At 63.9% G+C, this 19,482-nt stretch carries 14 protein-coding genes; all 14 read right to left on the bottom strand.

From position 1 onward, the window contains the following. On the bottom strand, positions 1-1,833 hold the full coding sequence (locus BKX96_RS05320; RefSeq protein ID WP_046815449.1) for a type II secretion system protein GspD: 1,833 nt from the start codon (positions 1,831-1,833) through the stop codon (positions 1-3). After that, the gene (locus tag BKX96_RS05315; RefSeq protein ID WP_046815450.1) at positions 1,830-2,348 is read right to left on the bottom strand and encodes a hypothetical protein; all 519 of its coding nucleotides are present in this window, start codon (positions 2,346-2,348) and stop codon (positions 1,830-1,832) included. Before BKX96_RS05315 ends, BKX96_RS05320 begins: the two co-directional genes overlap by 4 nt. After that, positions 2,348-2,896, bottom strand: a complete 549-nt coding sequence (locus BKX96_RS05310; protein WP_046815451.1) for a GspMb/PilO family protein — start codon at positions 2,894-2,896, stop codon at positions 2,348-2,350. The genes BKX96_RS05315 and BKX96_RS05310 overlap by 1 nt, the downstream gene beginning before the upstream one ends. After that, positions 2,883-3,428: a PilN family protein gene (locus tag BKX96_RS05305; RefSeq protein ID WP_046815452.1), complete on the bottom strand. Its 546-nt coding sequence runs from the start codon at positions 3,426-3,428 to the stop codon at positions 2,883-2,885. Before BKX96_RS05305 ends, BKX96_RS05310 begins: the two co-directional genes overlap by 14 nt. Before the next feature lies 1 nt (position 3,429). After that, positions 3,430-4,233 (bottom strand): hypothetical protein, encoded by an 804-nt coding sequence (locus tag BKX96_RS05300; protein ID WP_046815453.1) that lies wholly within the window; start codon positions 4,231-4,233, stop codon positions 3,430-3,432. After that, positions 4,214-5,920 carry a GspE/PulE family protein gene (locus BKX96_RS05295; RefSeq protein WP_046815454.1) on the bottom strand — a complete coding sequence of 569 codons (1,707 nt, stop codon included), beginning with the start codon at positions 5,918-5,920 and terminating at the stop codon, positions 4,214-4,216. The genes BKX96_RS05300 and BKX96_RS05295 overlap by 20 nt, the downstream gene beginning before the upstream one ends. An 84-nt stretch (positions 5,921-6,004) precedes the next feature. After that, the gene (locus tag BKX96_RS05290; RefSeq protein ID WP_077183142.1) at positions 6,005-6,538 is read right to left on the bottom strand and encodes a response regulator; all 534 of its coding nucleotides are present in this window, start codon (positions 6,536-6,538) and stop codon (positions 6,005-6,007) included. 220 nt (positions 6,539-6,758) lie between these two features. Further along, complete coding sequence (locus BKX96_RS05285; RefSeq protein ID WP_077182960.1) at positions 6,759-7,712, bottom strand: peptidylprolyl isomerase; 954 nt, start codon at positions 7,710-7,712, stop codon at positions 6,759-6,761. A gap of 14 nt (positions 7,713-7,726) precedes the next feature. Continuing rightward, positions 7,727-9,277 carry a cytochrome c/ABC transporter substrate-binding protein gene (locus BKX96_RS05280; protein ID WP_077182959.1) on the bottom strand — a complete coding sequence of 517 codons (1,551 nt, stop codon included), beginning with the start codon at positions 9,275-9,277 and terminating at the stop codon, positions 7,727-7,729. A gap of 9 nt (positions 9,278-9,286) precedes the next feature. Further along, positions 9,287-9,919 carry an SCO family protein gene (locus tag BKX96_RS05275; protein WP_077182958.1) on the bottom strand — a complete coding sequence of 211 codons (633 nt, stop codon included), beginning with the start codon at positions 9,917-9,919 and terminating at the stop codon, positions 9,287-9,289. Next, positions 9,916-10,584, bottom strand: coding sequence for an SCO family protein (locus BKX96_RS05270; protein WP_077182957.1), 669 nt, complete (start codon positions 10,582-10,584; stop codon positions 9,916-9,918). The genes BKX96_RS05275 and BKX96_RS05270 overlap by 4 nt, the downstream gene beginning before the upstream one ends. Before the next feature lie 13 nt (positions 10,585-10,597). Beyond that, positions 10,598-12,550 carry a YncE family protein gene (locus BKX96_RS05265; RefSeq protein WP_077182956.1) on the bottom strand — a complete coding sequence of 651 codons (1,953 nt, stop codon included), beginning with the start codon at positions 12,548-12,550 and terminating at the stop codon, positions 10,598-10,600. 153 nt (positions 12,551-12,703) lie between these two features. Further along, entirely contained in the window at positions 12,704-18,529 is a 5,826-nt protein-coding gene (gene mnxG / locus BKX96_RS05260) for a manganese-oxidizing multicopper oxidase MnxG (RefSeq protein WP_077182955.1), read from the bottom strand. A 205-nt stretch (positions 18,530-18,734) separates the two neighbouring features. Further along, entirely contained in the window at positions 18,735-19,343 is a 609-nt protein-coding gene (locus tag BKX96_RS05255; protein ID WP_046815461.1) for a lytic transglycosylase domain-containing protein, read from the bottom strand. Between the last annotated feature and the right edge of the window lie 139 nt (positions 19,344-19,482).

Below are 19,482 nucleotides of genomic sequence, written 5' to 3'. Positions count from 1 at the left end.
TCAAGGCTTCCCGACGGTAACGGTGGTCGCGATCGGGGCGCTCATGCCATTGGCCTTGACCTCTTCGACTTCAACCTTCGAGCGATCCGGCGCCTGGATGTGCATGCTGGTTTCGGTGCCGGTGGTGAACTCCATGTCCGACGGGCTCTGGTACGGCAGGTTGCGCACGATCCGCGGGGTGATCGACAGCACCAGTTCGGATTTGCTGACGTCGTCCTTGTTGCTGCCGAACAGGCGACCCAGGCCAGGTATGTCGCCGAGGCCGGGGATCTTGTTGCCGGTGCTGCCATGGTCGTTGCGCATCAGGCCGGCGAGGATCTGGGTTTCGCCGTCATGCAGGCGCAGGGTGGTCTGCGCGTTGCGGGTATCGACCTGCACCGGAATCGTGCCCTGGCGGGTCGGCTCCAGGGGCGTGGCGTTACTCACTTCCAGGGCCACCTTGATCGCCACTTCGTTGTTCAGGTGCACGGTGGGCTGCACTTCCAGTTTCAGACCGACATCGAGGTAAGTCACGCTTTCGGTGATCACCGGTCCCTGGGTCGACGGCACCGACGTGGCGCTGATGATCGGCACGCGCTGGCCAATGTGGATGCGCGCCTGCTCGCGGTTGCTGACCCGGATGACCGGGCTGGCCAGGGTGTTGATGTCTTTGTCCTGGGCATTGATCTTGGCCTGTGGCGAGGGCGAGATGGTGATGCGGCTGGAGTTGATACCCTTGAGTTGATCGAGGATGGTCACCGCCGAACCGTCGCTGTTGACCACACCGAAGGTGTTCGGCCATTGCAGGCCAAGGTCGAGGATGCGCTGGGTGGCGACTTCCATCACCTCCACTTCCAGCACCACTTCGGGGTTGGACTGATCCTGCGATTGCAGGAGTTTTTCCGCCATGCGCACGGCGTCGCCGGTGTCGCGCATGGTCAGGGTGTTGAGGCGTTCGTCGACGAACACGTCGCGGGTCTTGAGCATGGTCTTGACCATGTTCAGCGCGGTGTTGGCATCGATACTGGTCAGGTAGAAGGTGCGCATCACCAGCTCCTGGTAATCCTTGAGCTTCTGCGGCGAATCCGGGTAGATCAGCAGGGTGTTTTCGTTCACCACCTTCTGGTGCAGCTGGTTCTGTTGCAGCAGCAGTTCCACGGCGTCTTCGATGCGCACGTCACGCACGAAGATGGTGGCTTTCATGTCCGGGCGCAGGTCCTTGTCGAAGATGAAGTTCAAGCCAGCGACCTGGGACAGCACTTCGAAGATGGTCTTGAGGTTGGCGTCGCGAAATTCCAGGGTCACCGGCTTGTCCAGGCGGGTGCGCAGCTGCGGGTAGGCCACCACGTTGCGGCTCTGCACCAGGCGGATATTGCCCTGCAGTTCCAGGGCGCCTTCGTTGTTCGGGTCCAGCTCGAGAATCTGTTTGACCTGACGCTCGGCGCCGTAGATGTCGCCGCGGCGCAGGTCGCCACGGGCCAGTTCGAGTTTTTCATCGAGGTTGCGCATGTGTTCGAGCTGGCGCATGGCGTCCTGGGCGCGACGGTTGTTCGGCTCGATGGTCAACACCCGGCCGTAGCCCATGCGGGCCGAAGCGAAATCACGCTGGGTGCGGTCCATGTCGGCCTGGGTCAGCAGTGCCGTGATCGCCCGGGCGCGGGCGCTGTTGAGGGCAATGTGCAGCTCGGTGTCGCGAGGGTTTTCCCGCAGGCCCTCCTCGATCCGGGCCAGGCCGGCTTCGTACTGCCCCTGCTCGATCAGCTCGGAGGCTTCTTCCTTGGCAACCTGTGCCGAGCTGCACGCAGCCAGCCCTGCGCAGAGACAGAGGCTCATCAGCAAACGGGACTTGTTCATTGCGCGCTCCCCACAGACAAGGTCTGGGACAAATGCAGAGGCAAATAGACCAGGCTCAATTCCAGATCGGAAATCCCCTCGATCTTCCATGTTTCGTCGATCACATCCCCTTTACGCACCACGTAGATCTTTTCGCCGTTTTGCAAGAACACCTGCAGGTCAGTGCGGTCCTCCATCCGGCCGATGAACTGGAAAGGCATCGGCGGTGCAGTGGGGACCTGCACCACGGGCGCGACGTTGACTCGTTGCTCGGTGACGCTGGCCAGGGCCGGTGCGGCCTTCCAGCTGCGCGCGGCGAACAGGTCGCCCGCCGGGCTGAGGTCCTTGATCGCCACGGGCGCAGCGGAGGCTTGCGCCGCGGGCGACGCGCCACGGTTCTTGCCTTTGGCCGGCGTGGCCACGGCGGCCACCGCAAGGTCACCGTCGTCGGCGGGCTTGAAGTAGTCGGGCAACCAGGTCAGCGCCGCGGCCACGCCGAGGAACGCCACCCAACCCATTGCGCGTTTGCTGTTCATCATGACCTCGACAGGTAAAGGGTCATGCGGATCCGCCCGTTGAGGTCGGTGTCGGCGATCTTCTTGCGCTGCAGCTCCAGGTCTTCCACCACCACCGCCGGCAACTGACCGAGCAAGGCGTGCATGAAGCGCCGCAGTTGCGGGTAGCTGCCCCGCACCGGCAACAGGATCTGATAACGGGCCAGATGGGTCTTGGGATCGATGCCCAGGGCGTACTCGCCCCGGGACAGGGTGATGCGTTCCTGGGCGGCCAGCGCATAGATCTTGTCGATGGCGACCGTGGCCTGGGGCTGGGTCGGCAGTTTGCTGCGAAAATCTTCCAGCTGACGTTGCGGCACGACCGGGGCGGCGACCGAACCTTCTTCGACCTTGGCCAGGTACTCGCTGGCTTCGCGGGTCTGCTGGCTCAGCTGCTGCAGCGCCTGCCAGTCCGGCAACAGGCCGAACAGGCCATAGCTCAGCGCCAGCACCAGCATGGCCAATCCTGCCAGGCCGGGCACGCCCAGGCTTTGCAGGTATTCGTGGACGATCAATCTAGGGATTTGCATCGCCAATCTCCCAGGTAGCCGACAAGTTGAACTGCACCGGGTGTTCCGGCACGTTGGCGACGATTTCGTGGCTGAGCAACGACACGTCGGAGAGCTCGTCGCAGGCTTCGAGGCGGCGGTGGAAGTCGAGCATGGCATCCAGGTCGCGCGCCTCGGCGCTGATCCGCACCTGGCCTTTGCGGGCATCCGGGGTCAGGGTGAGCAAGGCGACGTTTTCCCGGGGCATGGCCTCCAGGGTGGCGAACAGGCGTTCCCAGGGCCGGCGCAACTGCTGCGAGACCTTGCGCATCTCGGCCAGGTTCTGCGCCTGCTCGCGGGTCTCGGCCGGGGTCAGGCTGACTTTGCCCCCGGTGTCACCGGTGAGCACCCGTTGCGCGGTTTGCAGGTGGCCTTGTTGCTGCTCGGCCTCCCCGCTCAGGTGTTGCTGAAACACAACGCAGGTCAGCGCCAGCACCACGCCACCGGCCAGCAGGCTCCAGCCCAGTGGGGTCGAGCGGCGGCGCGGCTGAAAATCGAGCATCAGCGGGCGCATGTCAGGCCACCGTCCGGGACATGACGTACAGGCAATCGCGTACGCTTGTCCGGCCTTCTTCGAGGGTGCGCAGGTGCACACCGGGCACTTCGGGATGCGAATCGATGCGCGCCGGTGCATGCAGGTAGACGTTCAGCGGACGCTCGCTGGCGCAGGCCTGCAATTGGCATTCGCGACCGACCAGCGCGCTCAGTGCGCCGTCGCTGTCGCTGCTGCCCACCGAGCGCACCGCTGTCCAGCGACCTTCGCGGGCCAGCAGCAAGACGCTGCGCACCGGTTCGGCAACCACGAACAGGAAGTCACCGGCGTCGAAGCTTTTGTCGAAGTGATTGAACGCCGCCATCAGGTACGGCTGCACCGAGCGCAGGCGCAAGCCACGGCCGCTGACCAGGTTACGCAGGCGTTCGAGCAAATCCTGCGGCAGCGCCGTAGCGATGCGGTCGTAACCGGCGGGTTCGGCCGACAGCACCAGGTTCCAAGGTTGGTTCGCCGCGCCGTAGAGGTCTTCCAGGCACAATTGGGCAAACCCCTGCAGCTCGGCGGGGCTGCTGATCTGCTCGCTCCAGGGCACCAGGCAAAACCGGCTGAAATGGCCGGAGACCACCACGGTCAACTCGGCACCGGCACGGACATGTTCGCCCAGCAGGCGGTCGAGGGTTTCCAGGGCGACCGCCCAGGCCATGAAACCTTCATCGATGAAGCCGACGCTGCCCAGCCACAGGGTGTCGCCCCCCTGACGCTGACCGAGGCCGACACCACTGGCGCCGAGCACGGCGACATAACGCTCACGAGATAAAAGTGACACGATTGATCTCCTCGAGAGTGGTCCGGCCTTGTTGCACCAGTTCCAGCGCCGACTCGCGCAGCAAGCGCAAGCCACGTTTGCAGGCGTGGGCCTTGATTTTCGAAATGGGTTGGCGCTCGACGATCATCTGCCGCAGCTCGTCGTCCAGGTGCAGCAGCTCGGCAATCGCGCTGCGTCCGCGGTAACCGGTGCCACGGCAATGACCGCAACCCTTGCCGTGGACAAACTGGTAGTGGCCGACCTGTTGCGGGTCCAGGCCCGAGCTTTGCAGTTCTTCTTCGGTCGGTGCGTACGGCGTGCTGCAAGCGCTGCACACCAGGCGGATCAGGCGCTGGGCCAGTACCGCATTGAGCGCCGAGACCAGGCTGTAGGGGTCGATTTCCATCTGGGTGAAGCGGCCGATCACGTCGAACACGTTGTTGGCGTGAATGGTGGTGAACACCAGGTGCCCGGTGAGCGCCGATTGCACGGCGATCTGCGCGGTGTCGGGGTCGCGGATCTCACCGACCATGATCTTGTCCGGGTCGTGGCGCAGGATCGAGCGCAGGCCGCGGGCGAAGGTCAGGCCTTTCTTTTCGTTGACCGGGATTTGCAGCACGCCCGGCAGTTGATACTCCACCGGGTCTTCGATGGTGATGATCTTGTCCACGCCGTGGTTGATCTCGGTGATCATCGCGTACAGCGTGGTGGTCTTGCCGCTGCCGGTGGGGCCGGTGACCAGCACCATGCCGTAGGGTTCGGCGGCCAGGCGGCGCAGTTGGCGCAGGGTTTCCTCTTCGAAGCCCAGGGCCTGCAACTGCACGCCGCAGACCTTGTCGGCCAGATCCTGTTTGTCGAGCACCCGCAGCACCGCGTCCTCGCCGAAAATGCTCGGCATGATGGACACCCGGAAGTCGATCTGGCGGCCGCTGATGCCGATCTTGAAGCGCCCGTCCTGGGGCACGCGTTTTTCGCCGATGTCCAGTTCGGCCATGACCTTGACCCGGGAAATCACCTGTTCGGCGAACTCGTTGCCCTGGATCTTGCTGATGTTGTTGAGCACGCCATCGATGCGGTACTTGATCACCAGGCCGCTACCAGTGGTGCCCAGGTGGATATCGCTGGCGTGCATTTTCAGCGCGTCGTAGAGGGTCGAGTTGACCAGCTTGACCACCACGCTCGAGTCTTCGCTGATGCTGGTCAGGGACAGGCTTTGCAGGGTGTCGATCTCGGTGTTGCCGTCGGCCTGGGCGTTGAGCGATTCCACCGCGTGGAAGCTTTCCTCGTGGCGCGCCAGGTAGGCTTTTAGGTCGTCGGCATGCACCAGGTACAGCGGCGCGCCGTGCAGGCAGTCGTCGATCCAGGCCAGGCGCGCGGTGTCGAAGGGGTCGGCGAACACGCCGATGACGGCGTCGGCGTGACGCAGCAGGATGAATTCGCGCTTGAGGCACTGGGCCAGGGTGACCCGGTCGAATACCGGGGTGGATTGAAACAGGCTGTCGGTGTCGAGCACCGGATAGTGAAGGGTCGCGCCCAGGCACTGGATGAAGGGCATGGGGGCAAGTTCGCACAGTACCCCGAGGGCTTCGAGCATTCGCTCGCCGGTACTGCCGGCCCGGGAACGGGCCTGGGCCAATTGCTCACTGGAAAATCGAGTCGGTACAGAGTCCAGCGGTGGCACATCGACGACAAGGGATAGACGGTCCATGGCTTGCTCTCCAACACCCGGGGCTTAGAGCCCTGTCGGCGCGGCGAGCAATTGCGGCATGTACCGCAGCCTCTTGTCGCGCCATTACTCCCCGGTGAGCAATTGTTCGTCGTCTGGCGCTGTGGAGGCCGAGGTACTTCGTCGGCGATCTGCTAGCACCCAACTACCGTCGTACAACTGCAGCGGGAAACTCTCGGTCCTGCTCTGGCGTCGTTCGACAAAGCCTTCGGAACGGCTCACCGCTGCGTTGGGTTCGCGCTGCCTCCCCAGAAGATCGAGCACTGCACGGGCCAGTTCCGCCAATGGAAAGGGTTTGAACAGGATGTGGCTGACTCCCAGTTGCCGGGCCCGCTCGCAAACCTCTGCGGTGGGGTGCCCTGTGATCAGCACAAAATGACACTTCCTGTTCTGGCGGACGGCATCGAGCACCTCAAAGCCTTCCATATCGGGCAAGCGGTAATCGAACACCATCACCTCGGGTGCGAAGTCGCCAGCTTCAGCGATTCCTTGCGCACCGTCGTGAGCAATCCGGACTTCCAACCCTTGCGCCTGCAGGTAACCCTGGAGGTTTTCTGCAAGAAGTTGTTCGTCTTCAACAACCAGTACTTTGTTTAACAAGGTGGACTCCTTGAACCGCAGGTCCGAGAACCGAACCTGGCGGAGTGCGCGCCTTGATAGGGCTAACGCACACTTCATGCCAGGCTGAGCGCCGGTAATTTTATGTATTCATGTCCTTGAATTTAAACGCAATGCCTTTGCGTCCACATTCCCTACCCCCCAAAAACGGGGGAAAGCGAACGGATGTGCAGCGAAGCATTCCCCCACTGTTGGGGAAAGCTCATTGATCGTCAATTCTTTCGATGCTGTTGCTTGCGCGCAGCTGCGCCAATGCCTGCAGACGCGCCTGGACCTGTTTCTGTCGGGCAAGGTAGGCCCGAACCATTTCAAGTCCCTGCTCCTCTGTGACATCGGAAGCCTCCATTCGGTTCTCTAACAAGATCAAGTGCCAGCCAACCGCCGTGCGTACCGGCTCGCTGATTGCCCCGGGTTTGAGGGCAAAGGCCGCGGCTTCGAACTCCGGCATCATGCGACCACGGGCAAAGTAACCCAGGTCGCCGCCTGCGCTGGCCGAAGCATCTTCGGAGCCGGTTCGGGCCACGCTGGCAAAATCGGCGCCCTCACGGACACTCGTGTGCAATGTCTGCAAGCGTAGTCTCGCGGCTTCGACAGTGGAAGCATCGGCACCCTGAGGCACTTTGACCAGGATATGCCTGACCCGGATTTCCTCGGGCCGGCTCATCTCGGCGCGGTGTTCCTGATAAAACGCCCGCACCTGTTTTTCGTCGGGCTCATCGACCTGGGTCAGTACTGCGAACATCTGCTGCGCCGCCAGATCACGGCGGGTGTACTCGATATAGGCAGCCTCATCGAAACCGGCATCTTCCAGACGCCGGGCGAACACCTGCGGGCCACCCATGGCCTGGCGGGTCTGTTCGACCTGATCTTGCACCGCGGCATCGCTGATCACTACCCCGCGCTTGAGCGCTTCCTGCCAAAGCAGCTCCTTGTCGATCAACGCGTCCAGCGCCGCCTTGCGCAGTTGTTTGTAGGCGCTGGGACTGCGGATGCTGGCGACCGCACGGCCCTGATCCTCCAGGTATTCGGCGAAATAGCGCTCCAGGCGCAGCTGGGATATTTCCTCGCCATTGACCCTGGCCACGGCCGCGCCATTGCTGCAAAACGCGGCGGGCACCCACAGGGTCAACAGCACCAATACAGTCGCGAGTTTCATCTTCGGCCTCCGGATCAGGGCATGGCGGCAATGGGTTTGTAGGGGGCGACCAGGTAGAAGCGCTGGTCGGGCAGGTCTACGGTGACCACATGGGCGCCACTCAGGCCCAGGCGGCGGCCCGGCCCGAAACTGATCAGCGGGGTCAGGCCGGTATCGAAGTCGTGCAGGCCTTCCAGGGCACTGATGAGTTTCTCCCGGCTGGCATCGCGCCCCGCCTGTTTCATGCCCTCGCTGAGCAGCAGCATCGAACTGTAGGCCCCGACCTGCAGCACCGCGTGCTCGCCGCCGAGCTTCTGGCGTTCGCGCAATTGAGTCAGGGCGGTGCGCCCGGTCCTCGTCCAGTCGCTGGGCACGAACGGATACGCGAGGAACACCCGCCGGGAAAACCCGCTGGGCACCTGCATCAGGTCCCCCGCCACCTGGTTGGAGGCAGCGAACAGATAGGGCACCTGGCCCGCGGTCTGCAAACGCGCGGCCAGGCGGCTGAACCCGCCACTGCTGCCCATGTAGAACACCGAGCGCGAGCCCAGCGGCAACTCGTCCTGCGCCGTCTCGTAGGGTTGCAGGCGCACTTTTTGCCAGGCGTTGTCCTGCAGGTACTGGGCCAGTTTCTCGGCTGCCAGCCGCTGGCCCGGCTCGTTCGGGTAGGCGATCAGCGTCGGACCTTGCAGCACGCGCAGACTGGTGGCGGCGTAGTTGGCCAGGGCAATCATCTGTTCGCGCAGCCCCGGCAGCGGTTCGAAAATCTGCCGGCTGGCCTGGGCCGTGCCTTGCAACGACAGCGGCCCGATCAAGGGCACGCCGGCCTGTTCCAGGCGTGGGGCCAATTCGGCATCCAGTGCCGGCACCAGCGGTGCGACCAGGGCGAACACCTGTTCCTGTTCGATCAATTGGTCGAGCGCATGCTCGGCACTGACACGGTCGGGGCCTGGGTCAAGAATGGTCAGGCGCAACTGCCGGCCATGAATGCCCCCCGCTTCGTTGATCCGCGCCACGCTGCCCCGCAGCACCGCCGCCACGGTGGCGCCTTCCTCACCCAGCACGCCGGTGCTCGGCAGCAAGGTGCCCAGGTGCAGGCTGTCGGGGCTCAGGCCCGGATCGCGCTCGTCGGCCAGGCGCTTGAGGTACGCCGTCAGGTTGCGTTGGTCGCTCATCGACAGAACGAACCGCGGCATCGCCGAATCGAGGCGGTTGTTGCCCGGGTCACGCCCTTCCTGGACCGCACGGGCAAGAGTGCCCTCGGTATAGGCCGGGTAGGCACGGCCGTTGATCTGCTGTTGTCCGTAGGTGCTGGTCAGCCGTGACCAGCTCAGGTCGGGCGGGCGCACCCCGCCCTCCGGGCGCCCCAGGCCATCGCTGCCGTGGCAGTTGGCGCAGGGCACGCTGGTGGCCGGCAGGAGCATGCCCGCCGCCCCGATCCGGGCCATGATCGGCTCGCCGCTGGCGGACACACCCTCGCGGTACAGCCGTTTGCCGGCGCTTTCGCTGGGCGTCAGGGTTAATGCCTGGGCGCTCAGGCTGATGCCGCCGAGGATAAGCAGGCCGAGGATCAGGGCGCTTTTCATGGCCCGGACTCAACGACCGGCAACCGGCATTGCCAACAGCTGCAAGCGCTGGGCAATGGCGGCGGCCGGGGCATCGGGACGGATCTTGCTCCAGCGCTTGTTCGCCACGTCACCGACGATCAACTGGGTGGAGTGCTGCTCGGGGGACGGAATGACCTGGCCAACGCGCCCCAGGACCAGGTCCATTTGCGCTTTGTCGCCGGTAAGAAAAAGCCAGTGGGGCTCATCGACGCCCTGCTTCAAGGTATAAGCCTTGAGTACCGCCGGGGTGTCCCGCAGCGGATCACTGGTAAGGGAGATAAAGGTGATGCCGTCCGCCTTGTCGCCCAGCACTTCGCGCACTTGCTTGAGTTTCTGGGTGATCAACGGGCAGGCATCGGTGCAATGGGTGAAAATCACATTGAGCAGCACCACGCGGTCTTGCAGCGCGTCGCTGTAGAAACGCAGGGTATTGCCGTTCTGGTCCTGCAACGGCGTGTCGGTGAACCAGGTCTTGGCATCGCGGGTGCCTGCGGTCGGCTGGGCGGCGGCCACCGCCGTATCGGCGGCAGGCGCCGCTGGCGCATGTCCTTCGTGAGCCATGACCACAGTGCTTGCGAGGCAGGCGCAGACGCTCAGGGCGATCCAGTCGAGTAGTTTCATGGCTGATGCTCCATCGCGATGGCGGTGTGTTTGGCGTGGGCGTTGCGTTCACCGCTGAGCTTCTCCACCTGACGGGTCAATATGCTCGGATCGGTGAAGCCGTAGTAGCGGGTCCAGTGGCGGCTGTTGCCGTCCCCCACCAGGATCAGCGGTGCATGATTCTTGAAGTCGCCACTGAAGCTGCCCAGGCCCTTGAGGGTTTCGTTGACCGACTGCGTAGAGCCGGTCAGCCAGCTCCAGCCCGGGCCGTTCTGGAACGCGCGGGCGTAGTCGTTCAGGCGCCTGGCATCATCGCGTTGCGGGTCGATGCTGATCGACACCAGTTGCACCTCGCTGCCGACCCGTGCACCCAGCTGCTTCTGCACCTTGCCCATGATCGAGGACACCACCGGGCAGACCGTGGTGCAACTGGTATAGATGAAGCTCATGACCACGATCTTGTTGGCCACCAGGTCTTTTTCCAGGCGCACGGTCTTGCCGTTCTGGTCTACCAGCGCGACGTCGGCAAACTTGACCTGCGCGGTCTCGGAGCTGGCGCTTTTCGCCGCCTGGGTGTGGCCGGCATGTTCGTCGGCGGAGTGGGCCAGGGCCTGGCCGATAGCTAATTCCAACGAGCAGGCCAACAGGCAGATCGTCAGCAGTCCATGATGTGCGAATCGGTTCATGTCGATGTCCTCTTCAATGAACAAGGCCAGGGGTCACCCGAACGCTGGCAAAAGTCTGATCGTCGAAATTCGCCCCCAGGGACGCCGCACGCACGTGCAGGTACCAGGCACCTCTCTGGTCGAGGGTGACCGGGGCTTCGTAGATTCCATTGCCCACGTCCACTGCCGCGACGAGCCGAGGCCGTGCACTCGGCGCCAGGAAGTAGCGCACCTGCACGTCCTTGACCCCGCTGCGATGGACCTTCTGCTTGCCCTGGACGATGCGAAAACGCACGACATAGGGACTGCCCAGGGCGGCCGTGGATTTATCGAGCAGGAACTCCACCTTCGGCACGCCGGCGCCAGGTTCAAGGCTGCTGTTCGTCTCAACCACGGCGCTGAAGCAATGGATGATGTTGGGCTGATTGAGCAGGAACGCCACGTCGAAACGCCCGGCTGCCGGCAGCTTGATCCTCGAGCTGTAAACCCCCGGCTCGACTTCGCGCAGGCTGCGGTCGATGACCAGTGCCGCCCGCGCCACTTGCCCGCGATTGGGGTAGCCCGACATCGGCGCGTTCATGCCTTCGGCGTAGAAGTAGGTGGTGTTGTCCACCGGGTTGACCACGAACACCGCGTTGTCGTCCCGCGACACCGCCAGGCTCGACGCCAGCGGCAGGTCACCGGCCAGCCGTGGCGGCTGCGGTCCGGCTTCGAAGCCCTGGGTGATCGGCTTGCGGCCTTCACCGAGGGACGCCAAATTGATCATCGTGACTTTGGCCGAAGCCAGTCCGCGCACGTAGGCATAGGCCTTGGTGAACACCACCTGGTAGGGCTCGGCGGACACGTCCAGTTCATGGATCAGCGCATCGTTGGCCGCGTCGATCACCGCGACCTGATTCTCCAGGGTATTGAGCACGATGCCGAATCGGCCGTCGGCGCTGAAGCCCATGGGGCCCAGGCCCTGCTTCGTCTTGATCACCCGTCGCACCGACTGGCTTACGGCATCGACCACGGTGACCGTACCGTCCTTGCCATCGCTGACATAGGCCGCGCCGGACAACGGCGAGTACACCACCGACAGCGGGTGCGAACCGGTCTTGAGCTGCTTGGCGATGGTCAGGGTGGCAACGTCGATGATGCTCAGGGTACCGTCGTCGCGGTTGGTGACAAAGGCGAAGCGGCTGTCCTTGCTGAAGGCGATCTCGTGGTGGCCGCTGCCGGTGGCCAGGTGCTTGAGGGGTTTGAGGCTGGCGGTGTCGATCACCGTGACCCCGGAAAGCTCGGCCGAGGGGGCATTGTTACCGACCCACAGCAGGCGCTCGTCCGGTTGCAAGGCCACGCGCACCGGATTACTGCCGGCGGCCACCGAGTCGAGCAACTTGAATTGCTCACTGTCGAGCACCGCGACTTCGCCTGCGCTCGGCATCGACACGAATACCCGCTTGTTGTCCCTGGGGGTGACCCAGTCCATCGGCGGTTGCTTGATGTCGATGCGGGTCATGGTGCTGGTGATGCCACCCACCGAGACCGACGGGTCGACCACCGAGACGCTGGCATCGCGGTTCATCACCATCAGGAAGTAGCTGTTGAGATCGAGCAGCGGACGCGCGCCGATACTCGACTTGAGGAACACCCCGACCCGGGCCTTGCAGCTCTGTTCGCGGCCCTGGGCCTGGTCGGCGGCGACGGTTTCGGGGTCGATCCAGGCACCGGGGGCGATGCCCGCCAGCGGCTGGCCGGACGCCTTGTCGGTGACCTTGAAACGCACGTCGGCAAATTCACCCTCGCGCAGTACGCCGCCTGCGGTAAGCGGCCGAACCTCAAGGGCCACCGACACGCCGTCGCGTTCCAGCGTCTGGTCGCTCCAGGTGTCGGGCAGCGCGATTTCGCTGAGCAGGGTCGGAGGCGACGTGCGCCACACCCCGAGCCAGATCAGCGCGACCCCGACGATCAGCGCGACACTGGCGATTTTGATGGTCCTGTTCATGTCACTCTCCCCTTCAGATCTATCCCTGCCTCCACCACCCACCCCTGTAGGAGCTGGCTTGCCAGCGAAGGCGTCAGCACATCCAGCATTGATGTGTCTGACTCTCCGTCTTCGCTGGCAAGCCAGCTCCTACAGGGGTTGCGTTTGCCTGCCCTATGGCGCTGGCGCCGGTTGCGGTTCGTTGGTCACCCGTAACAGTCCCCACAACCCGGAGGTGTTGCCGTAGGCGCCGTAGTCGCGGAACAGGTAGTCACCCGGTATCGCATTGACACCCCCGGCGCTCGGCAGCATGAAACTGAAGTGCGCTGCCGGCAGGACGCTCTCGCGGGCGCCGATGTACATCGACATCGGGTTGTAGCCGAACTTCACCGAACCCACGCCAGGGGTGCCCATTGGGTAGCCACCGGTATCGCTCTTCTCCGACAGGAACGGGTTGTTCGACCAGACGTGACCGTCCAGCTGGAAGGTCGTGCCGCGACTGCCACCGGTAGGCATCAGGATGTGCGTGCGGAACGGCTGCCCAGGCTTGGCGTACAGCACTGGCGTCTGCGGATCACCCCCCACCAGCGCATTGCTGTAGGCCATGTGCGCGTTCACCATGTCGCCGTAGCCCGCGCCATCGGCATGGCCGAACGGTGCATCCGGGGCCAGGCCGAAGCGGAACCACATCGGTTCGGTCCTGTAGTTGATGGCCATGCTGGAGTTGTCCTGCGGATCGGTCGGCACGCCGAACCCTTCCGCGGCAATTCCTTCCACTGGCCGACCATTGGCCCAGCGAATGTTCAAGGCTTTCTGCCAGACCATCGCAAAGTCGCGGTAGCTGGTTTGCCCCGGTGCGGTGACCGTCGCATTCACTTTGCGCGTGTCGTCGACCCAGGTGGCGCCCACTGGCAGGATGCTCATCGCCCCAGCCAGGCCTTTTTGCGACTGCTTGATCACGTCCGCCGGGGTGATGTTCAAGCCACCGAACTCGATCGCCGTGGCATTGATGTTGTCGACGTTGCGCCCCAGTTGCGTGATCGGTTTGCCTTCGCGCTCCAGGTGCCCGGCGTAGTACTGGTAGGTACGGGTTGGGTAGGCACCGCTGCTGCCGACTCGCGGCGGCACGGTCTGGGTCGGGTTGGCGCCGACGTTGGTGCCGTCGGATTTGGTGATGTCGTACGCCAGCAATTGCGCGTGCAGACCCACGTGGCTCGACGGCCGCATCAGGTTGTTGCTGAAGGTGGTCGAACCGCTGCCGCTGTTGCGATCGCGCTTGACCATGCCTTGCATCACCGCGGTCTGGGTCAGGTCCGGCATCACGCTCGGCAGACGGTTTTCCAGGGTGACGTTGATGCAATCACCGGCCGCTGCGCGCAGCACCAGGGGTTCGACAGGCACGCCGGGCTTGAGCTTGCCGGTGGTAGGGTCGAGGTCGGCCTTGCGCACATACAGGATCGCGGTCGGGTCATGCAGCGGCCCGCTTTGCCCGCCGATGGTGATGGTTTCACCGTCTTCAGGGTCGGTCACGGTGACCTGCGGGATGCTCACGGTGCGCGAGTTGAAGACCAGGGTACCGCCGGCCGGATTCAGCGGCCCGCCGACATGCTGGCCGAGTCCTGCCGGATCACCGATGGTCAGGCCCAGCGGATTGCCGAGGATGTCGTTGGCTAGCGCCGCCACCACTTCATAGTTGCGCTGCGGGGTCGGCCGGGTGCCGATGCCGTTGGGGTTGGCGCCGTACCGTGGGCAAACGCCGTCGAAGGCCACGGTGTTGCGCATACCGGTTGGCTTGGCGTTGTTGGGCAGCGCGAACAGATCGCTGCGTTGCGCGGTGTAGTTGCGCATCACGCCCCAGATTCCGCTCCAGTAACCTTCGATCGACGCATCCATCGAGTACAGGTAGTCACCGGTGGTGGCCGCCGAGCTGGACAGCATCGACACTGGCGCATTGAAGCCCATCTGCTCGGAGATGCCGATCATCTGCGACGCGCGCCAGCCGGAGTTGGAGCTGTTGCCGAAACCGGAACCACTTTGCAGCCACTTCACGCCGTGCAGGGTGACGTTGTGCTCCTCTTCGTGACCGCCGGCATGCACCCGTAGCCGCACGTTGTCGCCGGTGTAGGTGCGCAGCATCGGGGTGAACGGATCGCCAGGCTCGGCGCCGCCCTTGTTGATGTGTGGCGGGAACAGCGTGGTACCGCCAGTGGGGCCGGTGGCCGCGGTGATCAGGTTCGGCGCCAGGTTCATCGCCGGGATCGCACGGTCGGTACGGCTTTGCATGGCGTACGCCAGGTCGCCGCCCAGGCCATCGGCCTGCATGCCGCGCTTGCCGTCCGGGCCGACCTTGTTCGGGTCGTACACCCGCAGGGCCAGCGGTTCGTTGCGGTAATTGACCACGAACATGCCCGGGTCATCCACCGAGATGGCTTGTGGGCATGGCCGGCTCGGGCAGCCGGGCACCATGCCGCCCTGCACTTCGATAATGCCGTCCAGCAAGGTGCTGGCGTTGTTGCGCACTGGCGGGTTGATGGCGTAGCGGAAGCTGTCGGCGGTGGCCGGGAAGCCTTGCGCATTGGGTTTGCCGTCAGGACCGGCGCCCACGTACACACCGGCTTCATAGGCGTGCTGGAAGTCGCTGTATTCGAGGAAGAACTCGCGGAAGCTGTCGTTCTTGCCGTCGCCGTCGATGTCACCGGTGGAAATCACCGCTTGCCACGAAGTCGGCCCGCCGTCCTGGCGCGCGCCACTGTACAACGGCTCGCCGGTTTCGGCGTGGAACCAGGTGGAACCGGCAGGTTCTGCCAGTACGGTGGCGTACAGGCCAATCTGTTGGTGAGTCGATGGGCCGAGGTGGTCGTGGGTAAAGATGGTGCCCAGGCCACGGTCGACGCCTTTGGCGTTGACCACCGGGTCGACGAACCAGCGCTGCATGGCCGTGCGTGCGCCGACCCAGTCGGCCCGGCCAAATTGACCGAAGTACGGATGGTTCTTGGCTTTCGGGCAGGCTGGCGTGCCGTCGCGTGGATCGCTGCCTTCGCACTGGTTGAATTCGCGGATGGCATGGATGCGCTCTTGCACCGCACCCGGGGAGAGCACACCGTCTTCGTAGTTCCAGCCGTTGGACGAGCCGTCGGCCGACACCAGGTCCCACTTGGGCAGGTGAATGTGCTGGCCGATCACATCGGTCGGCGTGCGCACCTGATAGTCGTCCATCTCATAGGTGGCCGGCACCAGGTTGGTTTGCTGGTACTGCACGCAGTCGAAGGTGTTCATGCGCATCACCAAAGGTTCTGGCGGACGCTGCTTGGTGATCACCGGCCAGGCGTCTTCCCAGAGTGCCAGGATGCGCGCTTGCGGAAAGTGGTAGCCGACCTTGTTGTACACCGCGTCGAACTGGATGTTGGCCGCCTTGTAGATGCGCGGGCGGTCGGCGGTGAAGCTCGAGGAGCCGATGAATGACATGCCGTCGGGCCGCTCGCCACTGTTGAATTCACCGGTGCCGGCGCTGCTGCTCAGGCGTTTCTGCCGGTCGTCCATGCAGGGTTCGTAGAACGGCGCACCGGCCATCGGCAGGGCGCCGTTGGTGCGGAAAGGCCGTGCGACGATCTGGTTGCCCGGCAGCAGGGCGAAGCTTGGGTGATCCTTCTTGGCGTGGAAGGCCATGGCCGCCTGCTCGACTTCGGTGCCCTCTTCCGGCAGGTAGATCGGCTTGGCGCGGGTCACTGTCTTGGAGAAATCCAGCGAGGTGGTAATGGTCTCGGCCTCGCCACCGGCAGACACGCCGTCCAGCGCATGGCGACCCAGGCCGCCGTCCCAGCCACCGGACTGCGCCGGGTCAAGGTTGGCCCACAGGGCTTTGCCCGTGGCTTTCAGGGCTTGCGCCGAGGCCGCGTCGAGCATGTCCAGCGGCGGAGTTGGTGGGCGTTGGCCGACCGAGCTTTCCATGCCGCCGATCCAGAATGGATAACCCGGGTTTTTCAGGGTGCCATCGGCGTTGCGGTTGGCTTCGCTGCGATCGACCAGGGCCAGGGAACCGATGGCCTGGGCGCCGCCGCTGCCACCATGGTGCTCACCGTCATCGTCGCCCTCTTCTTCATCATCGTCATCGTCGTTGGCGGCCACCAGGGTCTCGCCGATTTTCGGTACCACGGCGACTTTGCCTGGCATAGGCGCCATGGCTTTGCCGGGCAGCGGCACCACCGCCGGGATCGGCGTGCCGGCGACGATTTCGCCATCGGGCAAGGCCCGTGCGCCCGCCGCGGGTTTACCGCTGCGCAAGGCGTAGGGCTCGCTGTGGTAACCGTCGTTGCCTTGTTGCGACACTTCAAGCTGGGTGCCTTCTTCGAACACATCGTGCACCCGCCACATGGCCCACATGCCTTGGGCGAAGTGCGGGTAGAAGTGGCAGTGATAGATCGCATCGCCCGCGACCCGGTTGCGGTTGCCCGAACCGCCGTTGGCGATTTCATAGGTGTAGCCGGCACCCGGGCCGATGCCCTGGGCGTCTACATAATCGGAATTGTCATCGTTGGGATTGAACAGCCATTGATGCCCGTGCAGGTGGAAGATGTGCTGCTCATGGCCGTTGTGGGTGTTGCGGAACTTGACGAAGTCACCGATGTAGCTGTGGTTGACGTTGGATGGCTCGGACGGATAGAGCGCCATGGTCGCCTTGACGCCCACCTGATCGGCGGTCGGAGTCTGGCCGGGGGTGATGCCTTCGAGGCCGGCGTTGGCCGGGACGTCCACCAACATCGCCACGTCGCCGACAGTGTGTGAGCTGAGGAAAAATTCTTCGTAGGCGCAGGACAGGCAATCGTGCATCGGACCTACGCCGAGACGGTTGGCCACCACTTCGGCACCCATGCCGCCGGAACCATAGTTGATCATGAACGAATCGCGGGTCGGCTCCAGCACGTGGGCCATCACCGGGTCGGCCCAGTAGGCGGGGAACGCCTGGGTCGCGGCGGTTTCGTCCTGGAACTGCGAGGCGAAATCGCGGAACGGTTCCAGCCGATTGGGAATCGCCGGGTTGCGTTTGCCCACCGCTTCCAGCGGATAGGTCGAGGCCGGGAAGCTGCCGTCGGCGTTGCTGCCCATGACGATCGCATCGCTCTCGCTGGAAATGATTTCATTGCCGTCGACCATATTGATGATTGGCGTACCGGCCTTGCCTTCACGGATCCACGGTTCGCGTTGCGGGAAACGCGCCTGGTAATCGACGATCGGCTGACCGGCCGGGGTGCGCCCGGTGGTCGCCAGGCGCATTTCTTCTTCGGTTACGGTATTGCGGTAACTGCGACCGCCCTTGGGCAGCACCACCACCTGGCCGAACAGACCGTTGGCAACGTTGCCAGCCGCACCTTCGCCACCGAAGGTTGCGCCACGGCTGCTGGCGGCGAACACCCCTTCACGCTCGGCGTACAGGGTGTAGGAACGGCTGCCACCCGGAGCGATCAGGCTATTGGCATTGCGTCCGGTGAACGAAGCGATGTCGTCGATGCTGTTGACCGCTTGCATGCCGTTGACCTGGAAACCGACATGGCGGTCGGCGACTTGCTCGTCGACCTTGAAATTCTGGTTATTGCCAATTTCGATGCCTTCCTCTTCCTCGCCACCTTCATGGGAACCGGGGTTGGCCTGATAGGCCAGCAGGTTCTGCAGATTGATGGTCAGGCAGTCACCGGCGGCCACCCGCAGCACCAGCGGACGCGGACGCTTGTCGGGACGCAGCGAGACCTTGCCCGGCACCGCCGCACCGCCCTGGGCGAGTGAGATGTCATGGTCATCGACCACATCGCGGCGCAGGGCGAACATCATGCCGTTGACGTTCTGCGCACCGAGCCGGTTGAACATCAGCGGCTGGTCCAGCGCCACGACATTGGCCACCAGGTTGCGCTCACATCGCGCAGAGGCTTCGGCGAATTCGATGCCGAACACTGATGCGGCCAGCAGCAGCAAGGGAAGGACGGATGGAGCGTGGAATATGCCGGTCATGATCACGGGCCTCGCTGTGGGCGCTCACAGGGAATAATTCTCGACAAAACCCTTTGAGCAATCCGCATGCCATAAAAAAAATATCGTTTTTTCAAACAGTTACAGCTTCCACTTAATTCATCGGGGGATATTCCCCAGTAATTCCCCACTTTTTCGCCGGGGCCACCATGCCCCAATGTTGGGGAAATCCGCCCCGGCTGTTCGGTCACAGCGGGGCATCCGCCGCCAGCCCCTGCAAACGCCGGTACTGGCGCAGCACGTTGGGCACATAACGCTGGGTTTCGGCGAACGGCGGAATCACCCCGCCACGGCTGAGCACCGCTTGCGGGCCGGCGTTGTAGGCGGCCACGGCGAGGGCGATGTCGTTGTCGAACAGGGTCATCAGGCGCTTGAGATAGCGGGCGCCGCCCTGGATGTTGGCCTTGGGGTCATAGACGTTTTTCACCCCCATTTCCCGGGCGGTGTCGGGCATCAACTGCATCAGGCCACCCGCGCCCGCGGGCGATACGGCACTGGCGTTGTAGCTCGATTCGGTCTGGATCACCGCGTGCAACAGCGCCGCCGGCAACTGGTTGTCCGTGGCGGCCTTGGAGACCAGCTCGGCGTAAGGGCGCGCGGCGATCATTTGCGGCTGCTGATCAAGACTGACCACCGCCGCTTCGACGTCCCGCACCACCCTTTCGTAGTGGCGGCCGGGGCGATGGACGTTGGACAGGACGTAGTCGCCCTTGGCGTCCTTGGAAACGAACACATCGGCCTGGACAGCGCCGGCCAGCAGCATCATGCCAAGCAGTCCTGTAGTGAGGATTTTCATTGTTCTACCTCCCCTGACCGGCCCCGAAAAATGGGGGTAATGCCCCAATGGACGGTCGCGTATCAGCCATACGCAAGCACTGTGCCGAAAGCGCGAGTGGCCGTAATACGGGGGCTGCACGGGGATGTACGAAGCTTGG

The sequence above is a fragment of the Pseudomonas putida genome (assembly GCF_001976065.1).
GTDB lineage: Bacteria > Pseudomonadota > Gammaproteobacteria > Pseudomonadales > Pseudomonadaceae > Aquipseudomonas > Aquipseudomonas serbica.
Note: the sequence above shows the minus strand (reverse complement) of the source record. Positions and strands in the feature narration are given on the sequence as shown.

Excerpts from the sequence above, each read along its gene's own strand:
- BKX96_RS05320 (WP_046815449.1), bottom strand. The coding sequence starts at position 1,833 with ATGAACAAGTCCCGTTTGCTGATGAGCCTCTGTCTCTGCGCAGGGCTG.
- BKX96_RS05315 (WP_046815450.1), bottom strand. The coding sequence starts at position 2,348 with ATGAACAGCAAACGCGCAATGGGTTGGGTGGCGTTCCTCGGCGTGGCC.
- BKX96_RS05310 (WP_046815451.1), bottom strand. The coding sequence starts at position 2,896 with ATGCAAATCCCTAGATTGATCGTCCACGAATACCTGCAAAGCCTGGGC.
- BKX96_RS05305 (WP_046815452.1), bottom strand. The coding sequence starts at position 3,428 with ATGCGCCCGCTGATGCTCGATTTTCAGCCGCGCCGCCGCTCGACCCCA.
- BKX96_RS05295 (WP_046815454.1), bottom strand. The coding sequence starts at position 5,920 with ATGGACCGTCTATCCCTTGTCGTCGATGTGCCACCGCTGGACTCTGTA.
- BKX96_RS05285 (WP_077182960.1), bottom strand. The coding sequence starts at position 7,712 with ATGAAACTCGCGACTGTATTGGTGCTGTTGACCCTGTGGGTGCCCGCC.
- BKX96_RS05280 (WP_077182959.1), bottom strand. The coding sequence starts at position 9,277 with ATGAAAAGCGCCCTGATCCTCGGCCTGCTTATCCTCGGCGGCATCAGC.
- BKX96_RS05275 (WP_077182958.1), bottom strand. The coding sequence starts at position 9,919 with ATGAAACTACTCGACTGGATCGCCCTGAGCGTCTGCGCCTGCCTCGCA.
- BKX96_RS05270 (WP_077182957.1), bottom strand. The coding sequence starts at position 10,584 with ATGAACCGATTCGCACATCATGGACTGCTGACGATCTGCCTGTTGGCC.
- BKX96_RS05265 (WP_077182956.1), bottom strand. The coding sequence starts at position 12,550 with ATGAACAGGACCATCAAAATCGCCAGTGTCGCGCTGATCGTCGGGGTC.
- mnxG (WP_077182955.1), bottom strand. The coding sequence starts at position 18,529 with ATGACCGGCATATTCCACGCTCCATCCGTCCTTCCCTTGCTGCTGCTG.
- BKX96_RS05255 (WP_046815461.1), bottom strand. The coding sequence starts at position 19,343 with ATGAAAATCCTCACTACAGGACTGCTTGGCATGATGCTGCTGGCCGGC.